Raw genomic sequence first — 23,247 nt, 5'->3', positions numbered from 1 at the left:
CCCAGCCGACGAGCGCGGTAGCTGGTGCTCGTATACTGTCTTGCCACGTAAGCGGAAAAGATCGTTTAAATGCAGCAAGGACTCAGAATGCCCAACAAATAACTGAGAGTTAGCATTCATATAGGGCGTAAACTTCTCTAACACCTTGCGCTGTGTATCTTTATCAAAATAGATCAATACGTTACGGCAAAATAGCGCGTCGAAAATGCCTTGGATAGGCCATTGATTATCGAGCAGATTGAGTGGCTTAAAAGTTACCAATTCCCGCACTTCGGGGCGCACACGCACCATGCCCTCATTGCTACCTTTACCACGCATAAAGTAGCGCAAATATTTAGGGTCTAGCTTCTCAATACGATCTGCTCGATACACGCCAGCATCTGCTTTCGCCAATACACTGGTGTCGATATCTGTTGAAATAATTTCCACTGGCGGATTTTTGCCGAAGACCTCTAAGGCCGTCATCGCCAAAGAGTAAGGCTCCTCGCCTGTAGACGCAGCGCTGCACCAAATGCGAAATGGCCGGCTTTTGTCTGTGTGCGAGCGCATCAAGGACTCAAGGATGGGAAAGTGATATTCCTCGCGAAAAAACGCCGTTAAGTTGGTGGTTAGGCTGTTAACAAAGGCCTCCCACTCTTCCGGATTTTTTTCCACCAGTTGTAAATATTCACGAAAGGTTTGCGTGCCCGTTGCGCGCAAACGGCGAATAATTCGCGAATACACCATGTCTTGTTTGGTGTCGGCTAAATTGATGCCGGCATGGTCATAAATTAGTTTTTTAACTTGCCGAAAGTCACCTTGATTAAAGGCAAATCCAGCCTCTTTTCCATCAATGGTGACTACGCGCTCATTATTTGCTTTCACGACCCGCATCTCCTTGTTGCGCTGACCACCCAATATGGTGGCCAGCGTCGGAACTCACGACCCGTTTCAGGGTTATGCCCTGTTATTTAGAACTCTTCCCATTCATCATCGAGGCGGGCAGCGGCTGAGCCACCCACTGCTTTAGGCTTTGGCGATGACTTGAAGGCTGGTGCTTTGCCAACCGTACGGAATGGCAGACGCTCTACTTTGCGTGAACCGAAGCCTGAGCGTTCACGGCCATCGATGCGGAACACGCCCACTGCCTCAGTAAGATTGGTGGACTGATCCTCAAGCGATTGCGCAGCGGCAGCAGCCTCTTCCACCAGTGCTGCGTTTTGCTGCGTGGTTTCGTCCATCGTGGTGATGGCGCTATTAAGCTGCATGATGCCGGTACGCTGCTCTTCCGATGCCGCCGAAATATCGTTCATGATCGATGCCACTTGCTGCGTCGAGCTGACGATTTCCTGCATGGTTTGACCAGCAGTTTCCACTAACTTGTAGCCATTCGACACTTTCGCTACCGACTCAGAAATCAACTCTTTGATCTCTTTTGCGGCCGAGGCACTGCGCTGCGCCAAGTTACGCACCTCACCTGCCACCACCGCAAAGCCACGACCCTGTTCACCGGCACGCGCCGCTTCAACAGCGGCGTTTAGCGCCAAGATGTTGGTTTGGAAAGCGATGCCATCGATAACGTTGATGATTTCAGCGATTTTGCTAGAAGACTCAGCAATGGCGCCCATGGTTGTGACCACTTCGCTAACAACACGGCCACCGCGATCGGCGACTTCCGAGGAAGTGCGTGCTAACTGGCTAGCCTGCGTGGCGTTATCGGCGTTATTACGCACCGTGTTAGTTAGCTGCTCGGTGCTAGATGCTGTTTGCTCCAAGCTTGCGGCTTGCGACTCGGTACGGCGTGACAAGTCGGCGTTACCGGCAGCAATTTCTTTGGCTGCACCGTTAATTGCATCGGTCGCTTCTGTGATTGTCGTGATGATGTCTTTCAGCTGCGTCACGGTAGTGTTTGCATCAGATTTCATCTGCGCAAAAGTGCCTTGATATTCGCGCTCAATCGTTTGCGTTAAGTCGCCTTTGGCGAGCGCATTCAAGACACGAACAACATCCTCCAAACTTTGGCCAGTGGCATCGATCAGCTCGTTTAGATTGTTTGCCAATGCTAAGAAGAAGCCATCTTTACCTTTTGTATCAATGCGTTGCGTGAAGTCACCCATGGCGGCAGATTCAACCATATGCGAGATCTGCTGCTCTGAACGAACCTCTGAAGTACGATCATTCCACTGACATACGCGACCTAGATATGTGCCATCAGTATGAACTACTGGGCGTGTGCTTAAGCGGATATTGCGCCCAATGACCATGCCATCGGCTGCCTTTGGCACATCTAGTTTACCGGCTGTAATACACTTCAAATCTGGGTCATCGAGTGACTCAGTAATAGGTTTTCCCATCAGTTTATCGACAGCCTGACCGCTGCCCAGAACGTCCTCAAACAAACGGCGCGCCGAGTTATTCATATAAATCAGATTGTTTTCTTCGTTCGACACAGTGACCGGAGCGTTCACACTGGCCAGCGCGAAGCCCATGCGTTGCGCTTCGTCTGCAGCACGACGCGTATCAGCCATGTCATAACGCAGCTTGATAAACATCGATTTAAAGGCGTCGGTCATCGCACCCACTTCATCATGACGATCGGTGTGTACCAGCAAGGACATATTGCCGTTGGTGATCTCAACCATCTGCTTGCGTGCACGATCTAACGGCTTAGTCACCACCGAGAAAATGCGATAAAGCAACGCCGCATTAAGGACCGCGCCAAATACTATTGTTGCAATAATTTCCCATTGAAGAGTGCTGCCTCCTGATACGCCCAGAGCCTTGTAGCCAAGCACTCCCCACAATGCCAATGCAGCTAAAAACACCAATGTCATGCGGCGTTTTAAGCTGATGTCACCTAAGCGTTGCACTAAGCCTGCAAAACCAGGCTGCATGAGGCGGCCTTCAGATAAAGTGACCTTGGTCTCTTTATTACGCATTTTGCGATAGAGCTCATCGGTCGCCTCTACCGTTTTACGGTCTGGGCGGGTACGTACCGACATATAGCCAGTAATTACGCCATTTTCCCAAATTGGCGCGGCGTTGGCCTGCACCCAATAATGATCGCCGTTTTTACAGCGATTTTTAATAATGCCGCTCCACGCCTTGCCAGACTTAAGCGTCATCCAAAAGTCACGAAAGGCCTCTGTTGGCATATCAGGGTGGCGCAAAATATTGTGCGGCTGATTAATCAGCTCCGCTTCCGTAAAACCGCTAATTTCAATAAACGTGCGGTTCATATAGACAATATTGCCCTGCTGATCGGCCTTAGAGAGGATGAACTCGCCCTCGCCTAAAAATCGCTCTGTGCCTGTCACCGGTAAGTTATTACGCATGATGTGTCTCCTTGTTCCAATCAGGCGGCGTCGGCACTAGCCGGCGTCGGTGTATTTGTTAATGCCATGTCTCGGCTGCTCATCAACGCTTCAATGTCCATGAGAATCACCATGCGCTCATTTAGCGTGGCCAGACCGCGAATAAATTGAGCATCTAAATCGACGCTGCTTAGGCTGGGCGCTTCACGAATTTCATCAGTTTCGAGCTGAATCACATCTGATACGCTGTCGACGACTACGCCAACCACACGCGAATTTAAATTAAGAATAATCACCACCGTAAATGCGGTGTAATCAGCGCTGCCCAAATTGAACTTCAGGCGCAAATCGATAATCGGCACAATAATGCCGCGCAAGTTAATCACGCCTTTAATAAACGCCGGCGCATTAACAATATGCGTCACCCGCTCATAGCAGCGAATCTCTTGTACTTTTAAAATATCGATGCCGTACTCTTCAGCGCCCAAAGCAAAAGTTAGAAACTCATGCCCTGTGTTCGGTTTTGAATTATCACGCTGTAAAATATCCATACCAACTCCCTAGACAGCCTGCGCCATCGCTACTGCCGCTACACCATGCCGCCGCCCTAAGCGAACAGCCTCCGATACATCCAAAATCATCGACACACTGCCATCACCCATAATGGTTGCGGCTGAAATGCCGGGCACTTTGCGATAATTCGATTCCAAGCTTTTGATCACTACTTGGCGCTGACCTAAAAGCTCATCAACAAAGAGCGCTGCACGACCGCTTTCCGTGTCGACAATGATCAAAATGCCTTTTTCAGGTTCTGCGCTTTTTGGCTCGATATTGAATACTTCGTGCAATGCCACCAGCGGCAAATACTCGCCACGAACTAGCACTAGTCGGCCTTTGCTGCCGTCGTGACCTACCAATGATTTCAAGTCTTTCGGCAATGGCCGCATCGATTCGATAATCGCTGTTAGCGGCACAATGTAATTTTGCTCACCGATGCCCACCGACATGCCATCCATAATGGCCAAGGTCAGCGGCAAGCGAATGGTGATGGTGGTGCCAACGCCTGGCGCCGATTGCAGATCGACACGGCCGCCAAGGTTTTCGATATTTCGCCGCACCACATCCATGCCCACGCCACGACCAGAGACATCGGTTACGGTATCGGCGGTAGAGAAACCGGGTGCGAAAATCAGATTCCAAATTTCTTGATCTGTCGGCGTGTCACTCAAAGGAATATTGCGCTCGCGGGCCTTCGCCAAGATGCGGTCGCGATCAAAGCCTTTGCCATCATCTTGAATCTTGATCACCACACTGCCGCCTTGGTGATACGCCGATAAGGTCAAAATGCCTTTCGCTGGTTTGCCGGCGGCGACGCGCTCATCGGGCAATTCAATGCCGTGATCAACGCTATTACGAATTAGGTGTGTCAGCGGGTCGGTGATTTTTTCAATGACGCCACGATCCAGCTCGGTGGACTCACCAAAGGTGCGCAGCTCAATTTGCTTATCGAGCTTGCCGGCAAGGTCGCGCACCAAACGCGGGAAGCGGTTAAACACCGCACTCACCGGCAACATACGAATGCTCATCACGGTTTCTTGCAGCTCGCGCGTGTTGCGCTCTAACTGCTGCAAGCGCTCAAGTAAGCGCTCAGCATCAGCGCTACCATCATTAAGTGGGCTTTGTTCGGTGAGTGCCAACATCGACTGCGTGATAACTAGTTCGCCAACTAGGTTGATGAGCTGATCGACTTTTTCAACACTGACACGAATAGACGAAGACTCAATGACTTTGACTGCGGCTTTGGGCTTCTCCACCTCTACCACTTCAACTGTCGCAGCAGCCTCTGCAACTGCCGACGTAGTGCCAGATGCCAAGGCGCGAACACGGGCACACAAGCTATCAACTACCGATTGCGCAACTGCTGCTGCGCCTTGGTGATGATCAAGCTGAGCCAGCAAAACATCGCGAGCTTCCAAGGTGATATCGACTATTTCTTCGGTCAATACCAATTCACCTTTACGAGCCTTATCTAAAAGAGTTTCCAAGTCATGGGTAACTGCTGCCATGTCAGGAAAACCAAAAGTGCCGGCACTACCTTTAATGGAGTGCGCGGCACGAAAAATTGCATTCATTGCTTCGGGGTCAGGTTGTTCGCGATCGAGCCCGACCAGCAGTGTTTCCAGACTGGCCAGGTGCTCCGAGGTCTCTTCAAAGAAGATGCCGTGGAACTCACTCATGTCCATGTCTAGACTCATACCGCCTCCAAAAGCCCTAAGCTAAGCAAGCCCTTGCCATAGCCATCGACGCTGACTTCAAAGCTGACAACACCGCCTGCTGGGCGCTGCGACATGTTTTCTGGTAGAGGTGATGGTGGGAAGGTCGTGCTAGAGAGCGTGATGCGCACGCCATCGGTATCGGCAAATAAGCGCGACAAGACGTTGAGCACTTCGCCGTAAATTTCTTGCAGGCTTTCATCTAACTGGTTAGCTTTTACCGACTCATGAGCCACAGCCGCAGGAATAAGCGCGAAGGCAGCTGCGGTAATTGCAGCGAAAGCCACATCACACTCACACGACGCCACATTATGGTCAGCAGTCGAGCGATATAGACCCAAAATGGGTAGGCGATCTGGTGTAATGGCAGCAGCGACCTGCACTTTACGGCGTAAAAATGTCGTCAGCGTGAGAGCAACAGCATCCGCGGTAGGTAACTTATGCATGAGCTGCCCCTTAGCCCAAGTATTCGTCTAGTGCGCGCTCAAAATCATCAGGCGTAAACGGCTTGCCAATCAGAAAGGCCGCGCCCGCGCCCTCAGCTAAAGCACGCATCTCTTGGCTTACTTCCGTGGTGACAAATCCAAATGTGGTATCGATGCCTTCGGAGCGAATTTTTTCCAAGACTTCGATGCCGGTCATGCCAGGCATGTTCCAGTCAGAAATAATTAATTCAGGGTCTTCTTTATGAATGACGTCGTAAGCTTCAGTGCCGTCGGCGGCTTCAACGATGTCATGGCCTTTAAAGCCGGCTTGGCGAAGCATATGGCCGATAACCAGTCGCATGGCTTTGCTGTCGTCGGCAATCAATAGTTTCATAGCGCGATACCTGTAATTTCTCGATAGATTGATCCTGCAACCTTTATCGGTAGGTATCTGTCGCGCTTTAGTGAGAAGGAAGCTCAGTTCTTAGTAGATTTGCTGCCGAGTGTTGCTGTCGTGTTGCATTGTCGGCAGCTTCGTAAATATCGCTTATAAAACAATCAATACTTAACGTTGCACCATGGTTTGTGCGCCTTTGACGAAGTTAGCTTTAGCTTCCTCAGCACCATCATCATCTAGCGATGGCATGGGATGCGGAATCGCTACGCCTTTTAGGCAAGCTTCGCGAGTTTTAATGGCATCGAGCCAGCGCCGCAGGTTTGGCAGCTCATCAACAGAAACTCCAGACCATTTATAGGTGCGCACCCAACACCAGTTGGCGATATCGGCAATGGAGAATTCACTACCCGCCAGCCATTCGCTCTCACCTAGGCGACGATCGAGTACTTCAAACAAGCGACGTGACTCATTTTGATAGCGTGCAATGGCAGTTGGAATTTTCTCCGGCATATAGCGAAAAAACACATTAGCCTGCCCCATCATCGGACCAATACCACCCATTTGAAACATCAGCCATTGCAAGCAAGAAAAACGTCCACGCGTGTCTTGCGGCATCAGGCGGCCCGTTTTTTCGGCGAGATAAACCATGATAGCGCCTGACTCAAACACAGTAATCGGCTCACCACCATCTGCAGGATCATGATCAATGATGGCTGGAATACGGCCATTGGGATTAATCGCTAAAAACTCAGGCTGCTTTTGCGCTTGGCTCATTAAGTCGATGGCATGCACATTATAAGGCTGGCCTAACTCCTCAAGAACAACAGAGACCTTCCAACCATTTGGTGTAGATGCGGTATATAAATCAATCATGTTGTGAACCAATGTCGTGTGTGATTTGCGAAAGCCACCAAACTAAGCATGACCGGAACTTCAACTAATACACCAACCACTGTCGCTAAAGCCGCTCCTGAATGCAAACCAAAGAGTGAAATTGCTACTGCTACTGCTAGTTCGAAAAAGTTTGACGTGGCAATCATGCACGCCGGTGCTGCAATGCGATGCGGTAGTCGCATGAGCTTGGCTGCTCCATACGCTAGCGCAAAAATACCATAGGTTTGAATTAGCAAAGGAATGGCAATGAGCATGACCATTTCTGGTTTAGTGAGGAGTGTCTCTGCCTGAAAACCGAATAGCAAAATAACGGTCGCCAGTAAGCCGATAATCGACAAGGGCTTCACTGTTTGCAGAAATGTATTCAGACGCTCTGTTGAGCCTGTTGAAAGCAGCCAACGACGTGTTAGTACGCCAGCTAATAATGGCGCCACCACATAGAGCAACACCGACAGCATCAACGTATCCCACGGCACGATAATATTGCTCACACCGAGCAACCAAGCAGCTATCGGGGCAAATGCGACTATCATGATTAAGTCATTCAGTGAGACTTGAACTAGCGTGTAATTCGCATCGCCCTTCACCAACTGGCTCCAAACAAAGACCATTGCTGTACACGGCGCAACACCCAATAAAATCATGCCGGCGATATATTCAGTAGCGGATTGCGGATCGACAAGGTCGGCAAAAATAACTCTGAAAAAAAGCCAACCTAACGCCGCCATGGTAATTGGCTTAATTAGCCAATTAATAACGATGGTCAGTAATAACCCCTGCGGCTGCTTCCTCACGGCCTTAATAGCGGCAAAATCAATTTGCACCATCATGGGGTAGATCATCAGCCAAATAAACGCAGCAATGGGCAGGTTCACATGCGCCATTTCTAGTGCAGCTACCGCCTGAAATACCTCAGGAACCCAGCTGCCTAGCAGCACACCAGCCAGCAAACACAAAGCTACCCATAATGATAAATAGCGTTCAAAAAAGCCCATGACTCACGCCTCCTGAGCAATCTTGTTTAATGCATTACTCAACTCATCTGCCGAAAGCACCGCTAAGTCGAGCGCTAACATGGCATTAATGCGTTGCTCAATGGTGTCCATCACCGCAAAAAACTCAGCCTTGATAGCTTCATCTGAGCCAGTCATTTTTGATGGATCTGGCAGCCCCCAATGCACCTTGACCGTGTTACCAAACCACAGCGGGCATGCTTCGTTGGCGGCATTATCACAGACCGTAATCACGACATCTGTCACAGTCTCAGTAAACACATCCCATGACTGGCTTTTTAAGCCATCAATCGCTATTCCCCGCTGCTCAAGGTACTTCAGCGTTAATGGGTGTACTTGACCCGCTGGCTGACTACCCGCGCTATAGGCCGTAATGCGTCCATCCGAAAGATGGTTTGCGATTGCTTCGCTCAAAATGCTGCGGCAACGATTATGGGTACAAATAAAAAGTATATTCACCGGTCTCTCTCTACGTTATTTAGCAGCATGTTTCTTGGCGTAATGGGCGGTCACCCATGGCTTGTAATCGCTCTGCATCCATCTTGAGCATCTGTCGTTGCGCTTTTGCTGCGATGCTTACGATCTCACAAGCCCAGGCTGGCAAATTTGGATGAAGGCGGTAATACACCCACTGGCCGGCACGCCTATCTAGAAGCAGGCCGCAGGCTCGAAGCTGAGCTAAATGTCGAGATATCTTGGGCTGGCTTTCATCCAAGGCACAGGTCAGCTCACACACACAAAGCTCCTGCTCCGTCGTGATTAAGCTCATCATTCGAGCGCGCGTGTCATCGGCCAAACACTTAAATAAGGTGACTGGCGCCAACTGTGCTTGAGCGTCTGTGTTGTCTATATTTTGCAATGCCATCACTCCTGCCAAACCGATTGGCTTCGTCAACTCTCAGGATGATATCTGAAAAATCATATATATGGAATATCGCATATAATGACTTCATATCGGAGCTCAATTCTTTGCGTTATGCATTAATTCGTCGCAGTGATTTCACACTGGCATTGGCTACGAACAATAACGCACAGCACCGTCAGTAGGCATCTGCGTTTTCAACACAAAAAAGCCTTAAGGCAGATGAGTTGTGCTGATTTTAGCACCCGCCAACATGGTGCGAGTGACCGGTGTTTTACCGGCAATATTCAGCAGCTTTTCCCACTGCTCTACCGTCAACGCATTCTTGCAAGAGACAATACGCTCAATAAACGTATCGCCATGCTCATCTTTGCTCAGCTTCAGCTCAACGCGCAAATCGTCCAGCACCCAACCCTTGCGGTCGGCATACATCTGCAGCGTAATGCTGGTGCAAGAACCTAAGCCCGCCAAAATATAATCATAAGGTGCAGGCCCTACGCCTTGGCCGCCGGCAGTTACGGGCTCATCAGAAAGCATGGCAAAGCCACCCGCACTAATCTCTTGGCGATACGCTGGGCGGCAGTTTTTCACGCTTGCGTGGGCAATTTCTTTCATGGGAGCACCTCAAGTTATGCACGGTTCAGAATGTAGCTGCCGGTCATCATAACAAGGGCGAAGTCTAAGGCGTAAGTGGCGTCCCCACGGGGATTCGAACCCCGGTTACCGCCGTGAAAGGGCGATGTCCTAGGCCTCTAGACGATGGGGACGTCGAGCGCGATGCTTGAATAAGCTCACGAGGCAACAGCAAACGCTGCGGCGCGGATGGTAGGGAGCCAGTCGTCGTTGTGTCAAGGCTCCCATCATGCAATATGCGTTTAAGCGCTGTCGGCCGCCGCTTTTAGCGAGAGTAATAGTGCGGAACCATCCCACTGCCGCAAGCCGCCCTGTTCGGCATCTCGCACTAAGCGTACGAGCTGCTTGTTAACTGGGGCGACCTCCCCCAAACGCTCAGCTAAGCGCACCACCTCGCCATTAATCCAATCGATCTCGGTGCGTCTACCAGACTCAAAATCCTCCCACATGGATGAGCGCGCCACGGGGTCAATTTCGAGCAATTTATGCGCAAGGCGCGAAAAGAAGAAATCTGGCAATGACATAAGCCGCGGAATCCACTGCGGCGCTAATGGCGTTAATCGTGCAGGCTTAATCCCAGCTTTTCTCAACAGATCCAAGGCCTCACGCTGCGCCATCGCCAAACAGCGACGATAGGACCAAAGCGACAGCTCTTCTTTTAAAGGACGGCCCGATAAGGCATTGATTGGATTATTTAAGTTCAGTAGCAGCTTGGCCCAGAGCACTGCGCTCATATCGTCATGCCATTGCAAGGTAAGCTTTGCCTTGGTAAATGACTTGGCAATCAGCGCTTGCAAACCCACTTCGCGCGCAATCGCAGGATAGCCTTCGGTACCCTGATGAAATACGCCCGGTGCACGCCGCGCCACATTAAATGGCACCATGCCCGCCACCACACGGCAGCGCTGCAAGCCACGACTTAAAGTAGCAGCATTATCGATGCCATTTTGCATGCTCACCACCCAAGTGCCGTCGCGCAGGTGTGGCGCTAAATCAACCGCAGCTTGTGCGCTATCGGCAGACTTCACGGTGACTAACACCACATCGACTGCACTCAACGCAGAGGCATCAGTGGCCACTTTCACCGTATCGAATTTATGTTCACGGCCCATATAGTCGCTTACACGCAAGCCGTGCTCGCGCAGTTCATCGCGGCGAGAGGAGCGACCCACTAAGACCACTTCAGTACCCGCCGCCATCAAGCACCCGCCTAAATAACAGCCGACACTGCCTGCACCAAAAATACCAATTACCACTATGAATCACTCCACCCGTAGATGCTCAATGGCCTGTTATATCGTAGTATCGTCGAACTTACAGCGCTGTATTGCAAATGCTCTCAGCGTTGTTACACATTTACGACTGGTGCAGGACGAAACATATGACAGAGGCATCGCGTCAAATTTTAGTTACCGGAGGCAATAGCGGTATTGGCCTCGAAATGGTTAAAGCCTTTGCCGCCGCTGGCCATGAAGTTGCCATTGCTGCACGCGACTTAGCAAAAACTGAGGCCGCAATAATCGATATTCGCCGCCAACACCCAGATGCCAAACTACATGCCATTGCACTTGATCTCGCCGATTTCACTCAAATCGATGCCGCCGCGCTGACCGTGCTTAGCACTCTGCCCGAACTTGATACCGTCATGCTTAACGCCGGTAGTTTTACCCGCGGTCTGCGCCAGCTCGATAACGGCATTGAAAGTATGATGGGCACGATGCATTTCGGTCATTTCCGTCTCATGCAGCATCTTTTACCGCGCTTGGGTGAGACCAGCCTTGCACGCGTCGTAGTCACCAGCTCAGTTGCTCATTGGGCCGGCCACTTAAACGCTAAGCGCTATGAAAACCCAAGTCGTTATTGGAGTGATTTTGCCGCCTATGGCAGCGCGAAATTGGCCAACTTAGTTTATGCCCGCACGCTCGCTACTCAGCTGCAAGGCAGCTCCATTCGCGTCAATGCTTTCCATCCAGGCGGCGTCGCTACTGGCATTTGGCGTGAATTACCGGCACCGGCGCAATGGCTGGTCGATAAAGTGTTAATCAGCCCTAAACAAGGTGCCGATACCGCCATATGGCTAGCGCTAGCAACTGAGGCCGAGCATCATCACGGCCAATACTTTGTGCGCCGTAAAAAGGCCATGACGTCGAGTGAGTCCAAAAACGCCGCCGTAGCTGAACGTCTTTGGGCAGAAAGCGAGGCGATTGCTGGGCTATAAGCTCAGCTTGCCAAGGCTTTTTCGATATCTGCAACCAAGTCTTCGGGCTTGGTGGTGGGTGCATAACGATCAATCACCTTGCCATCTTTACCGACTAAAAACTTAGTGAAATTCCACTTCACTTTTTTGCTGCCGAGCAGGCCCGGTGCGGCTTGGGTTAGGTGCTGAAATAGTGGGTGCGCATCTGGGCCATTGACGTCGATCTTGGCAAACATCGGAAAGGTCACGCCGTAATCGAGGCTGCAAAACTGGGCAATATCGCTATCGCTGCCGGGGTCTTGGTTTAGAAACTGATTGCAGGGAAAGCCCAGTACAACAAAGCCTTTGTCATGAAAGCGCTGAAATACAGCCTCTAAGCCAGTGAACTGCGGCGTGAAACCACATTTGCTCGCTGTGTTTACGACCAAAACCACCCGGCCTTCGTAATCCTTTAATGACACGGTTTCGCCATCAATTCGTTTTGCTGAAAAATCGCCTAAAGTACTCATTTATTATCCTAATTAGTGAGAGTGTGCCGCGCTCAATCGCGTGGCTTAAGTGTTAACGATGCCGAGTTAATGCAATAGCGTAGGCCTGTTGGCGCTGGGCCATCAGGGAAAACATGGCCAAGATGAGCGTCACAAGCTTGGCAAGTGACTTCTACACGAGTCATACCATGGCTGCTGTCTTTGTGCTCCGCTACAGCGCTAGACATTTGCGGCTGATAGAAACTGGGCCAACCTGAGCCCGAATCATACTTTGTTGATGCGTCAAACAAAGCTTCACCGCAGCAACGGCAGGCGTAAATGCCATCGGCCTTGCAGCCGTTATATTCGCCCGTAAAAGCCCGCTCAGTGCCCTTTTCACGGGTAATGCGAAACTCATCTTCGCTAAGTTCTGCGCGCCACTGCGCCTCAGTTTTTTTCATAATGAGCTAACTCCTATTAGTCGGGCCAAGGCAAAAAACTCAATATGCCTAAGCAGCATAATTTAGTGTTTTAACATGAAAGCCCATTTTCGATGATGAATTCTCTAGCCGCCAATATCAACAGCGCTACGGATTTGCACTAGAATGGGTGCTTAATTTGTAGGTGTGAGCGCTCATGGCCATTTCGAAATCGCTAAAACTCAAAGACGTCTGCTACGACATTCGTGGGCCGGTATTGAAAGCCGCCAACGTAATGGAGGAGCAAGGTCACCGCATCATTAAGCTAAACATTGGCAACCCTGCGCCGTTTGGCTTTGAAGCGCCTCAAGAAATTCTCTCCGATGTCATTAGCAATTTGCCTAATGCCGTTGGTTATTGCGACTCAAAAGGCTTATTTGCTGCGCGTAAAGCGGTCGTGCACTACTATCAAACCAAAGGCTTACGCGGCGTTGATGTCGGCGATATTTACATCGGCAACGGCGTATCTGAGCTTATCGTCATGGCCATGCAGGCCTTATTGAATAACGATGACGAAATGCTAGTGCCAGCGCCAGACTATCCGCTATGGACTGCTGCCGTCACCCTCGCTGGCGGCAATGCCGTGCATTATCTCTGCGATGAAGACAATGGCTGGTTCCCAGACTTAGCCGATATCGAGCGCAAAATCACGCCAAAAACCCGTGGCATTGTGGTGATCAACCCCAATAACCCGACTGGCGCAGTGTATTCGCTAGAGATTCTTGAGGGCATTGTGGCGTTGGCGCGTAAGCATCAGCTAATCATTTTTGCCGATGAAATTTACGACAAAATTCTATACGACGAGGCGCATCACACCTCCATTGCCACGCTTGCCAATGATTTGCTCTGCATCACCTTCAATGGCCTATCAAAAAGCTATCGCGTCGCAGGCTTCCGCTCTGGCTGGCTGATGGTCAGTGGTGCTAAGGCACAAGCCGCCGACTATATCGAAGGCTTAGATATGCTCGCCTCCATGCGTCTGTGCGCCAATGTGCAAGCACAATTTGCCATTCAAACGGCACTAGGCGGATATCAAAGTATCAACGACTTGATCCGTCCTGGTGGACGCCTATACGAGCAGCGCGAGCTGGCGTGGAAAATGCTCACTGACATCCCCGGCGTAAGCTGCGTGAAGCCTCAAGGCGCGCTGTATTTATTCCCACGTTTAGACCCCGCGATTTATCCCATTAAGGATGATCAGGCGTTTATTCTGGAATTGCTAAATGCCGAACGTGTGCTGCTAGTGCAAGGCACAGGCTTTAATTGGCCTAACCCTGATCATTTCCGCGTGGTGTTTTTGCCACACCGCGAAGAATTGATCGAAGCCGTCAATCGTTTAGCTCGTTTTTTAGCCGATTATCGCCGCCGTCATGGCACCGATGCGCTATTAGCAAACACCTGACACAAAATAAGCGCGGGATGACTTGAAAACATCATCTTGCGCCCCTAAGTTAACTACTGATTCCAACTATCTAGGAGCTTAAAAGCCCATGTTACGCATCTTCTTGTTCCTGCTCACCAACTTAGCCGTCTTGGTGGTTGCTGGTGTTGTACTCAGCCTACTAGGCGTGGGCTCAACACATGGCGCAGGCAATACCTTGCAATTGGGCAACCTGCTCATTATGTGCTTCGTTTTTGGCATGGTAGGTTCGGTGGTCTCGCTGCTGCTATCGAAATGGATGGCTAAACGCTCGATGGGTGTGCAACTGATCGAAACCCCGCGCTCCAACGAAGAAAAATGGCTGTTTGAAACCGTTACTGAGCTGTCACAGAAAGCCGGTATCAAAATGCCAGAAATCGGTATTTTCCCCAGCTATCAATCCAATGCCTTTGCGACTGGTTGGAACAAAAACGATGCCCTCGTTGCTGTCTCCTCTGGCCTACTGCAACGCATGAATCGCGATGAAGTGCGCGCCGTTTTAGGCCACGAAATTGGTCACGTTGCCAACGGCGACATGGTCACCCTCGCGCTGATCCAAGGCGTAGTTAACGCATTCGTGATGTTCTTCTCGCGCATCATCGGTAACTTTGTCGATCGCGTGGTGTTTAAAAATGAAGAAGGCCCAGGCATCGCCTATTTTGTCACCAGCATCGTGGCTGACATCGTGCTTGGCATTCTCGCCTCCACCATCGTGATGTACTTCTCACGCTACCGCGAATTCCGTGCTGATGAAGCCGGTGCACGCCTAGCTGGCCGCCAGTCGATGATTAACGCACTGCGTGCTTTGCAACGTGAACATGAAGTGCCAGATCAAATGCCTGCAGAAATGACGGCAATGGCCATCACCGCTGGTAAGCGCGAAGGCTTTAGCATTGCGTCGCTGTTTATGTCGCACCCGCCATTAGAGAAGCGTATTGCTGCGTTGCAGAATATGCAGATTGCTTAATGGTTTGACGAAAGTTGTTGTGAAAAAGGCCCGATGATTCGGGCCTTTTTTTGGCTTCACGATTGTTGCTAGATTAGCTAGACGGAGACGGCCATTGGGCCGAAGCAATATGCCCACCATGCTGAGCTATGTATGCATATTGCTTCGGCCCAACGACCTTGGTGCTGATGTGGCGCAGCTGTTTCGCGGGGAGTAAGTGGGTCCCCCGCGAATAGCAAAGCGTAGCGGGCGACCCACTTACTCCCCGCCAAACAGCGTATTTAAAGCCCTACCCAGCTAAAGTCGGATAATCCGTATATCCCTCAGCCCCACCACCATAAAACAACTCTGGCCGCTGCTCATTCAGCGAGGCATCCAAACGCAAACGCTCAGCCAAATCTGGATTGGCAATATACGGGCGCCCAAACGCCGCCGCATCAATCAACGACTTGCCCAATAAGGCAGACGCCTTCTCTTTCGTATAATTACCAGCACCGATAATCACGCCAGGGAAGCGCGCTCTCAGGGCAATACGAAAGCGATCGCTCAGCAATGGACCGCCAGCCCAATCAGGCTCAGACAAATGCAAAAAAGCAATACCGCGTTTCGTAAATTCTTCGGCTAAATACAGGCCCATGGCCTCGCCTTCAGAGTCATCGAGGGCATTAAAATTGCCCATCGGCGAAATACGAATACCAACGCGATCGGCATCCCACGTGGCAATCACCGCATCCAGTACTTCCAGCGTTAAACGAGCGCGATTTTCCAAGCTGCCACCGTAGGCATCGCTGCGATGGTTGCTTTCTGTGGATTGAAACTGATGCAGCAAATAGCCATGCGCGGCGTGAATTTCAACATAGTCGAAGCCAGCCTCTTGAGATGCGCGTGTGGCATGCACATAGCTCGCAATTAGCTCAGGAATTTCCTCCAGTGCTAAGGCACGTGGCGTGCTACAGGGCACACGCTCAGGCTTACCATCAGCACCAAGCACGGTAGTTTTTGTTCTTGCAGGCAAGTCAGAAGCCGACACTGGCGGCTGATTATCGATCTGCAAGCTGCTGTGCGAAATGCGCCCAACATGCCAAAGCTGCATAGCAATATGACCACCGACCTCATGCACGGCACTGGTCACGCGCTGCCATCCGGCGATTTGCTCGGGAGAATAAATACCAGGCGTTTGCATATAGCCTTTGCCCTGTGGCGAAATTTGCGAGGCCTCAGTGATGATTAAGCCAGCGCCAGCACGCTGCTGATAATAAGTCACCGAAATATCACTGGGCACATCGCCTGCACTGGCTCGCATACGCGTTAGCGGCGCCATAACAACACGGTTAGGCAGCGTTAAAGCGCCTACCGTTAATGGCTCAAATAATTGACTCATGTCTAGCTCCTAAGAAAGCAATGATTCAGCCCGCAACAACGTAGAGTGCGGCCTGCTGATAACCCGTGATAATCGGCCAAAGCCCAGACCACGCACGATCTAAATTGGCATTATTCGTATCTAGCCTAAGTGGCCGACCCGATAGTGCAGCAAGCTTGGCGGGCGTAGCCAGCACACGCAATGCGTCACGACCAATTATTTCTAGCAACGCCGCACTTAACTGCTGATTACCACGACCAATAAGGCTGCCCTGCCCACCCGTTGGCGTGATGATGATGATCAGTGAGTCTTGCTCGGCAACGCGCAGTAAATCGGCGGCAGTAGCATCGGCGCAAACTAGCTCGCCATCGCAAATGATATCGAAGCCTAATAAGGTGTTTGGCAGCGCTAAGGCCTCGGCAACGGCAGCAACCGTCGTGCCCGGACCTAAGGCGTAATACTGACCAGGCAACATATCTTCGACTACGCTGGCTGCGATCTCTGCAACAACTAAAGCCTCGACCTCAAGGCCTGAGCATTTCACCTGCTGCAATTGATTCGCCGCCACGGGCACACGCATTTCGCCAAAGTGTTTAGCAATGACGCGGCCATTTCGCAAAGCTGCTTCATCAATATCTCGCACTTCGGCAGTATCGAGCGCCACCCATTCGCCACGTAATAAGGCTAGTAGTAACTCCGCTGCCGCTTTCGGGTTAATGGCAAACACACCCGAATGCATTTTCACGCCAGCCGGCAAGCCCAATACAGGCGTCGTTGTGCCAATAGCTGTGCAGACATCGCGCGCCGTGCCATCGCCGCCTGCGAAGAGTAAAAGATCAACACCTGCTGCTTTTATAGCTTGCGCAAGTACTTGAGTATCTTGCGCTGTGGATGGCTGATTAATAGCGATGGGCACAGGCTCATAGGCTAGGCCTAATTGGCTGAGTGTAGAGCCACCCATGGGGCCGTCGATACTGACCCAGTGCGGTTTTACTAGGTCTTCTTGCAACATCTCATCGAGTGCGGTGAAGAATGCAAGCATTCGACACTGCGCTGGGCTCTCGCCAGCAAGCGTTTGTATCACAAGTTGCGCACGCACATCGGAGGGGATTTCATCGCTGCCTTTTAGCGCTAAAGGCCCGCCAACACCGGCATAGGGGTTGATGAGCAGGCCAATACGCAAGGCGCGCGAAGTGGTGGTTTCTGAAACAGTCTGAAATGATTTCATAGATGGTTACATTTTACGCAGGAAAGTCCATGACGCACCCGAGGGCACTCACTATATTGAACTCAAGGAAACGCACGAGGTGCCCCATGAATACAGTCAACGCAAACCACATCGAAAATCGCCAATACAGCAACGCATTTCAATTTGCCGTGCTAGTCGATGAACAGGGCCATGAAATTGCGATCACTGAAGAGATGATCCAGCAAGCCTGTGCCGACCTAGCTAAACGCTGCCATTTTCCGCAAAGCCGCGCCGCTTAATTCAGCGCTAGCTTGCTAAACATAAGCCGCTTCAATAGCGGCTTTTTGTTGCCTACAACTTTTACAGAAAATACTGCTTATCAGCCTTTGCTAGGCCATACAGCGTAGCTTGCCTCTAGCGTCAATGCATCCTCGCCCGCACTTTGCACCACTACTTGCACGCTCACGCGGCCACGGCCATGACTGGCAATGCGTGCTTTCAAGCCGGCTAAATCCTCAGCACTAGGCAATATCGCGATGGCTTTGAAGTCACTCATCACCGGCTTTCTATAACGAATATGTGAATCTGCGGCAGCAACCAAGCACGGCACATACTGCGACTTCGCCCATAAGGTGAGCGTTGCCCAACCGGTAACGGTTGCTAGTGTGGCGAGTGAGCCGGCAAAGGCCGTGCTTTTGTCATTGGTGTTGGGCGCAAGCGGCGCGGCGATGCATAGCGACTGGCCATCCCAAGCTTCAAGCGAGGTTTGCATATAGCTGAGCATGGGAATTTCATCGCGCACGCTTGCCCAAAATGTTTGAGCCTCAGCCAAAGTACTGCTTGCTTGCGGGTTTGAAGCCATAGCGTCACTTATCCTTGTTATTTCGCTGGCCATTGCGCCCAAAGCTTTTCTGGCAATGCCGGTGCGGCTTTATCAGCCAGAGCGCTACCAACATAAACCAAGCCACCAATATGCTCATGTGGCGCTAAGCCGAGCTCGGCGCACACATGCTTCTCGGTTGCCATCTCACCTGTGCGCCATATCGCAGCCATACCTTGCGCGTGCAGCGCTAGCAGCAGATTTTGTACCGAAGCGCCCAAGCTCAGCCACTGCTCCCATTCAGGCACGCCCGGATGATCTTGCAGGCTTAAAATTGCGACGATAATCATTGGTGCGCGAAGCGGTAATTGGCGAAAACGCTCAGCTTCGACCTCGGCACGAGCAGGGTCTGTCTTTGCTATAGCGGCGACAAAAACCTCACCAAGCTGCGCAAGGCCATCACCTTCGATCACCAAATAGCGCCACGGTCTTATGACGCGATGATCTGGCGCGCAGGCTGCAGCCTCAAATGCGATAGCTAGCTGCTCCGGCGTTGGCACTGGCAAGCCTAAGCGTGGCAATGAGCGGCGAGTTCGAATAGCGGTTAATGCATCCATAAAAGCCTCTAGTTAACTGGTGACTGGCTGCGGATGCGGCGAGTGTATTTCAGCGGCTTGTGTGGGGCTTTTAGCGATATGCCCAGATAAAGCGGCGACAGCGGTAAAGCTTGCATCGGCCTCGTGCATTAGCCGCTGCATCAACTCATCGCAGCTAGGCACATCGTCAATCAAACCTTGCGCTTGGCCAATAAGTTGTACGCCGCGATCAAGGTCGCCATCAAGAATAGCTAAGCGAATACGCTCAACCGCAGCAGCGAAGAAGCTCAGCTGCAATGTCGCTAATGGGCCGTGACGGCGCAGGTTAGCGATGACCTGGCTAATCGGTGTGCTCTGCTCGCGCATAAGCTTTAAAGAGGCCCAGAGCGCACGCAGCGGGCTCATGGGTTTGCGGGCAGCATCTCGCGCCGCTGGTGTATCCATGATGCGGCAAGGCATGCCATCGAAGTTTTTGGTGTAGAGCGTGTCGCTGACCGATTTTTTCGCAATCACAGCGCGCGTGTTGGCGTGTACTGGGCTTTCCTGAGTCATCGCCCAGCGCGTGCCCATCACCACCGCATCAGCACCTAAGGCTAGCGCTGCAACTAGGCCACTGCCATTGGCAATCCCGCCAGCGGCGATAATCGGAATTCGGCAAACACGGCGGATGGCCGGCACTAGCACCAGTGTTGTGACATCGCCACCATGCGCAGCGGCCTCATGGCCGGTGACCAGTAAAGCATCGGCGCCATCACGCTCGGCAGCGATGGCATGTCGCTCAGTCACAACGGTTGCGATGACTTTGCCGCCATAGGCATGGGCGCGCTTGCATAGCCAATCGCCCTTGCCTAGCGAGAAATTAATCACCGGCACTTGCTCTTCAAGCGCCACTTCGGCGTTTTCATGAGCACCCGGCATGATTAAGGCCAAGCCAACACCAAATGGTTGGCTGGTTAAGGTCCGTGCTTTTCTAATTTCGGCACGAGCTTGCTCAGGCGTGAGATGGCCAATTTGGATCAAGCCTAGCCCGCCAGCATTGCTTACAGCAGCTGCCAGCTCAGCATTGGAGACATAGGTCATGCCTGCGCAAATCTGTGGATAGCGGATGCCAAACAGCGTGGTGATGCGGGTTTGCCAGCTCATAAAGCCATTCCTAATAAAGTGTCACAATACTGGGCGGCGGCCACTTAGGGCGTGAGTCAGCGTATTGCCATCGACAAACTCAAGCTCACCGCCCATGGGCACACCGTGACCAATGCGACTCACAACTAATGGCAGTGCGCGCGTGGCTTCACGCAAATAATGCGCAGTCGCCTCGCCCTCCACCGTGGCATTGGTAGCGATGATCAGCTCCGTAATGCTGGGGTTTTCGCGCAAGCGGCTCAGTAGCGCAGGCAGGCCAAGCTCATTGGGGCCGATGCCATCGAGCGGAGATAAACGCCCAAGCAAAACAAAATAGCGGCCCCGAAAACTGCCGCTTTGCTCTAGCGCGATCACATCCATGGGGCTTTCGACCACGCATAAGGCGCTGTCATCGCGGCTGGCATCTTGGCATAGGCGGCAAGTCGTTTGCTCAGTGAGCATGCGACAGCTGCTGCAATGCTCCACTTGATGCAGGGCTTGCTCTAGCGCTTTCATAAGCCGTAAACCGCCGGGGCGCTGGCGCTCCAACAAGTTTAAGGCCATGCGCTGCGCCGACTTAGGACCAACACCTGGCAAGATGCGTAGTGCGTCAATCAGCTCGCTGATGAGTGGGCTGAGCATGTCTTAGAATGGCATCTTAAAGCCAGGCGGCAAGCCTAAGCCGCTGGTGGCTGCGCCCATCGCTTCTTTGCTAGTGGCTTCGACTTTGCGCACCGTGTCATTTATCGCAGCGGCAATTAAGTCTTCCAAGATGTCTTTATCTTCGCTGAGTAAGCTGGCATCGATGCTGACGCGCTTTACGCCGTGCTGACCATTCATGGTGATTTTTACCAAACCAGCGCCGGCTTCGCCCTGAATTTCGGCGGCTGCTAGCTCGGCTTGAGCGGCTTCCATTTTCTTCTGCATTTGCTCTTGCATGCGCTGAGCTTGTTGCATCATTTGTTGCATATTCATAATCTTAAATCCATCTCTTAATGTAAATTAGTGCGTTAGTGTTAATGACTCAGGCAGTAGCCTAGCGCCAAAAGTAGACTCTAAGGCCTTCACCACCGGATCATTGCGCAAGGCCGTTTCAGCGGCCTCGCGGCGTGCGGCAGCTAAGCGTTGGCGGCGCTGAATTGGCGTTTCTACGTCGGGCTCTACCAACGATAAATGAATCGCCTGCGCTGGAAAGTCGCGTGCCAATGCCTGCTGCAATGGCGGAAACGCTTGGCCACCCGCCAGCATTTGATGTTGGGGCGATAAGCGTAATTCCCAAGCGGTATCGGCTTGTTGATGCAAATAAGTGTGGCGCGCCAAGTTCAACGGCGCGCCAGTAAGGCCGGAGCGGTCTACCCATTGCGCCCATGCCTCTGCTGACCAGTCGCCGGCCATTAGGCGTGATTGCGGGTGATCGGCAGGCTCTGCAGTTGCAGCTTGAGTCTGTGGACTCGCAGCTTCTTCATTCGATGATGGGGCTTCAGCGGCGATGTTTTGATTTACGGCTGGTGGCTCGTATCTTGGCGTTGGCTCTGGTGAGACCGGCGCAGCCGAAACTGCGCTAGGCTGCGCTACCACCGGTCGTTCAAGCGCTGCAGCAGGCACCACGGCTGTTGGCGGCTGCACTGAAATTTGCGGCGCTGAAGTAGCCATAGCCGTCGTAGAAGAAGCAGAAGCCACTGAAGGCGTTGCCGGCTGAGCCGTTGTAGGCGCCGCTCGCTGCGCTCGCGCCCCACCGCCACTTACTGGCGCAGTCGTATCAGGCCGAAAGCTCAACATCCGCAGCAGCGTCATCTCAAAGCCTGAACGAGCATCCACTGCCAATGGCAGGTCGCGACGACCATGCAGCGCCATTTGGTAATACAGCTGCAAGTCTTCCGCTGTCAGCGCCGCCGCAATAGCCAGCAAGCGATCTCTATCACCCTCACTATTATCAATAGCATCTGGCACTGCCTGTGCTACAGCTAGGCGATGCAAGACACTAATCAACTCTGTAATAGCGCCTGCAAAATCAATGCTTTGTTCAGCCATTCCAGAAACTACTGAAAGTACTGAAGCAGCATCTTGAGACAGCAAGGCATCAAGCACACGAAACACCAAGTCACGGTCGATACTCCCGAGCAGCGTGCGCACATCGGCCTCAATCAGCGAACCATGGCCAAAGGCAATGGCTTGGTCAGTCAGCGATAGCGCATCGCGCATCGAGCCCTGAGCACCACGGGCAAGCAACCACAGTGCAGCGTCTTCAAAGCTAATGTTTTCGGCATGCAAAACATGCTGCAAATGCCCAACCACACGCTCTGGCGTCATCGGCTTTAAAGCAAATTGTAGGCAGCGCGACAAGATCGTCATCGGCAATTTTTGCGGATCGGTAGTGGCGAGCAAAAACTTCACATGGGGCGGCGGCTCTTCGAGGGTTTTCAGCAAGGCATTGAAAGAGTGCCCCGAGAGCATATGCACCTCATCGATCAAATACACCTTGTAGCGCCCGCGTGTTGGCGCGTACTGCACATTATCGAGCAACTCGCGGGTGTCTTCGACTTTGGTGCGCGAAGCCGCGTCGACCTCAATTAAATCAACAAAGCGGCCTTCGTCGATCTCACGACAAGTACTGCACACGCCACAAGGATTGGCGCTTATGCCCTCTTCGCAGTTCAAGCAGCGCGATAAAATACGTGCAATCGTGGTTTTCCCCACACCGCGCGTGCCCGTAAACAAATAAGCGTGATGCAGCCGATTTTGCTCCAGTGCATGGCTTAACGCACGCGCCACCACTTCTTGCCCAACAAGCTCCTGAAAGCAGCGTGGACGGTATTTACGGGCAAGTACGTGATAACTCATGAGCGGCGCTTCTACTTATT

26 protein-coding genes and 1 tRNA gene are annotated in these 23,247 nt (G+C 52.0%); 4 read left to right on the top strand and 23 right to left on the bottom strand.

What is annotated here, in order from left to right:
- The 13 genes from AC3DKE_RS04160 to AC3DKE_RS04100 form a co-directional block, all read right to left on the bottom strand.
- A partial coding sequence (locus AC3DKE_RS04160; RefSeq protein ID WP_487990126.1) for a CheR family methyltransferase occupies positions 1-864 on the bottom strand: 864 nt, incomplete at its 3' end.
- An 86-nt stretch (positions 865-950) separates the two neighbouring features.
- Entirely contained in the window at positions 951-3,314 is a 2,364-nt protein-coding gene (locus AC3DKE_RS04155; RefSeq protein ID WP_487990125.1) for a methyl-accepting chemotaxis protein, read from the bottom strand.
- Between the two features lie 20 nt (positions 3,315-3,334).
- The gene (locus AC3DKE_RS04150; protein WP_379069169.1) at positions 3,335-3,844 is read right to left on the bottom strand and encodes a chemotaxis protein CheW; all 510 of its coding nucleotides are present in this window, start codon (positions 3,842-3,844) and stop codon (positions 3,335-3,337) included.
- 9 nt (positions 3,845-3,853) lie between these two features.
- A complete protein-coding gene (locus AC3DKE_RS04145) occupies positions 3,854-5,548 on the bottom strand; it encodes a chemotaxis protein CheA (RefSeq protein ID WP_487990124.1) in 1,695 nt (564 codons plus the stop codon).
- Entirely contained in the window at positions 5,545-6,012 is a 468-nt protein-coding gene (locus AC3DKE_RS04140) for a hypothetical protein (RefSeq protein ID WP_487990123.1), read from the bottom strand. The genes AC3DKE_RS04145 and AC3DKE_RS04140 overlap by 4 nt, the downstream gene beginning before the upstream one ends.
- Positions 6,013-6,022: 10 nt before the next feature.
- Positions 6,023-6,385: a response regulator gene (locus AC3DKE_RS04135; protein ID WP_411730206.1), complete on the bottom strand. Its 363-nt coding sequence runs from the start codon at positions 6,383-6,385 to the stop codon at positions 6,023-6,025.
- A gap of 171 nt (positions 6,386-6,556) precedes the next feature.
- Positions 6,557-7,261 (bottom strand): glutathione S-transferase family protein, encoded by a 705-nt coding sequence (locus AC3DKE_RS04130; RefSeq protein WP_487990122.1) that lies wholly within the window; start codon positions 7,259-7,261, stop codon positions 6,557-6,559.
- The gene (gene arsB / locus AC3DKE_RS04125) at positions 7,258-8,277 is read right to left on the bottom strand and encodes an ACR3 family arsenite efflux transporter (RefSeq protein ID WP_379069155.1); all 1,020 of its coding nucleotides are present in this window, start codon (positions 8,275-8,277) and stop codon (positions 7,258-7,260) included. Before arsB ends, AC3DKE_RS04130 begins: the two co-directional genes overlap by 4 nt.
- 3 nt (positions 8,278-8,280) lie before the next feature.
- Positions 8,281-8,754 carry an arsenate reductase ArsC gene (locus tag AC3DKE_RS04120; protein WP_340674988.1) on the bottom strand — a complete coding sequence of 158 codons (474 nt, stop codon included), beginning with the start codon at positions 8,752-8,754 and terminating at the stop codon, positions 8,281-8,283.
- A 19-nt stretch (positions 8,755-8,773) separates the two neighbouring features.
- Entirely contained in the window at positions 8,774-9,160 is a 387-nt protein-coding gene (locus AC3DKE_RS04115; RefSeq protein ID WP_340674987.1) for a metalloregulator ArsR/SmtB family transcription factor, read from the bottom strand.
- Between the two features lie 210 nt (positions 9,161-9,370).
- Entirely contained in the window at positions 9,371-9,772 is a 402-nt protein-coding gene (locus AC3DKE_RS04110) for an OsmC family protein (protein ID WP_340674986.1), read from the bottom strand.
- 76 nt (positions 9,773-9,848) lie between these two features.
- Positions 9,849-9,924 (bottom strand) — tRNA-Glu (locus AC3DKE_RS04105).
- A gap of 108 nt (positions 9,925-10,032) precedes the next feature.
- Positions 10,033-11,046: a 2-dehydropantoate 2-reductase gene (locus AC3DKE_RS04100; RefSeq protein ID WP_379069146.1), complete on the bottom strand. Its 1,014-nt coding sequence runs from the start codon at positions 11,044-11,046 to the stop codon at positions 10,033-10,035.
- 125 nt (positions 11,047-11,171) lie between these two features.
- Between AC3DKE_RS04100 and AC3DKE_RS04095 the strand changes: the two genes are divergently transcribed.
- Positions 11,172-12,008, top strand: coding sequence for an SDR family NAD(P)-dependent oxidoreductase (locus AC3DKE_RS04095; protein ID WP_487990121.1), 837 nt, complete (start codon positions 11,172-11,174; stop codon positions 12,006-12,008).
- 2 nt (positions 12,009-12,010) lie between these two features.
- Here the strand turns inward: AC3DKE_RS04095 and AC3DKE_RS04090 are convergent, their stop codons facing one another.
- Together AC3DKE_RS04090 and msrB are read right to left on the bottom strand one after the other, a co-directional pair.
- Entirely contained in the window at positions 12,011-12,496 is a 486-nt protein-coding gene (locus AC3DKE_RS04090; RefSeq protein ID WP_340674983.1) for a glutathione peroxidase, read from the bottom strand.
- A gap of 32 nt (positions 12,497-12,528) precedes the next feature.
- Positions 12,529-12,915 (bottom strand): peptide-methionine (R)-S-oxide reductase MsrB, encoded by a 387-nt coding sequence (gene msrB, locus AC3DKE_RS04085; protein ID WP_340674982.1) that lies wholly within the window; start codon positions 12,913-12,915, stop codon positions 12,529-12,531.
- Positions 12,916-13,090: 175 nt separating this feature from the next.
- On the opposite strand from msrB, the gene AC3DKE_RS04080 reads away from it, so the two are divergent.
- Together AC3DKE_RS04080 and htpX are read left to right on the top strand one after the other, a co-directional pair.
- The gene (locus AC3DKE_RS04080; RefSeq protein WP_340674981.1) at positions 13,091-14,335 is read left to right on the top strand and encodes a pyridoxal phosphate-dependent aminotransferase; all 1,245 of its coding nucleotides are present in this window, start codon (positions 13,091-13,093) and stop codon (positions 14,333-14,335) included.
- Between the two features lie 88 nt (positions 14,336-14,423).
- The gene (gene htpX / locus AC3DKE_RS04075) at positions 14,424-15,320 is read left to right on the top strand and encodes a protease HtpX (protein ID WP_340674980.1); all 897 of its coding nucleotides are present in this window, start codon (positions 14,424-14,426) and stop codon (positions 15,318-15,320) included.
- A 268-nt stretch (positions 15,321-15,588) separates the two neighbouring features.
- On the opposite strand, the gene nemA is transcribed toward htpX, so the two are convergent.
- A complete protein-coding gene (gene nemA, locus AC3DKE_RS04070; RefSeq protein WP_487990120.1) occupies positions 15,589-16,680 on the bottom strand; it encodes an N-ethylmaleimide reductase in 1,092 nt (363 codons plus the stop codon).
- 25 nt (positions 16,681-16,705) lie between these two features.
- Positions 16,706-17,887, bottom strand: a complete 1,182-nt coding sequence (locus AC3DKE_RS04065; protein ID WP_379069135.1) for an ATP-NAD kinase family protein — start codon at positions 17,885-17,887, stop codon at positions 16,706-16,708.
- An 86-nt stretch (positions 17,888-17,973) separates the two neighbouring features.
- On the opposite strand from AC3DKE_RS04065, the gene AC3DKE_RS04060 reads away from it, so the two are divergent.
- Positions 17,974-18,147, top strand: coding sequence for a PA1571 family protein (locus tag AC3DKE_RS04060; RefSeq protein ID WP_379069132.1), 174 nt, complete (start codon positions 17,974-17,976; stop codon positions 18,145-18,147).
- Between the two features lie 80 nt (positions 18,148-18,227).
- Here AC3DKE_RS04060 and AC3DKE_RS04055 read toward each other — a convergent pair whose 3' ends face one another.
- From AC3DKE_RS04055 to dnaX, 6 genes are read right to left on the bottom strand one after another with little or no spacing between them, the layout of a single operon-like run.
- Positions 18,228-18,710, bottom strand: a complete 483-nt coding sequence (locus AC3DKE_RS04055) for a YiiD C-terminal domain-containing protein (RefSeq protein WP_379069129.1) — start codon at positions 18,708-18,710, stop codon at positions 18,228-18,230.
- Between the two features lie 17 nt (positions 18,711-18,727).
- A complete protein-coding gene (locus AC3DKE_RS04050) occupies positions 18,728-19,285 on the bottom strand; it encodes a nitroreductase family protein (RefSeq protein ID WP_487990119.1) in 558 nt (185 codons plus the stop codon).
- A gap of 12 nt (positions 19,286-19,297) precedes the next feature.
- Complete coding sequence (locus AC3DKE_RS04045; RefSeq protein WP_340674974.1) at positions 19,298-20,407, bottom strand: NAD(P)H-dependent flavin oxidoreductase; 1,110 nt, start codon at positions 20,405-20,407, stop codon at positions 19,298-19,300.
- 21 nt (positions 20,408-20,428) lie between these two features.
- On the bottom strand, positions 20,429-21,028 hold the full coding sequence (gene recR, locus AC3DKE_RS04040; RefSeq protein ID WP_379069122.1) for a recombination mediator RecR: 600 nt from the start codon (positions 21,026-21,028) through the stop codon (positions 20,429-20,431).
- A 3-nt stretch (positions 21,029-21,031) separates the two neighbouring features.
- On the bottom strand, positions 21,032-21,361 hold the full coding sequence (locus AC3DKE_RS04035; RefSeq protein WP_340674972.1) for a YbaB/EbfC family nucleoid-associated protein: 330 nt from the start codon (positions 21,359-21,361) through the stop codon (positions 21,032-21,034).
- A gap of 27 nt (positions 21,362-21,388) precedes the next feature.
- Positions 21,389-23,227 carry a DNA polymerase III subunit gamma/tau gene (gene dnaX, locus AC3DKE_RS04030; RefSeq protein ID WP_487990118.1) on the bottom strand — a complete coding sequence of 613 codons (1,839 nt, stop codon included), beginning with the start codon at positions 23,225-23,227 and terminating at the stop codon, positions 21,389-21,391.
- Positions 23,228-23,247: the final 20 nt, after the last annotated feature.

This window comes from Paraperlucidibaca sp. (genome assembly GCF_982810325.1).
Note: the sequence above shows the minus strand (reverse complement) of the source record. Positions and strands in the feature narration are given on the sequence as shown.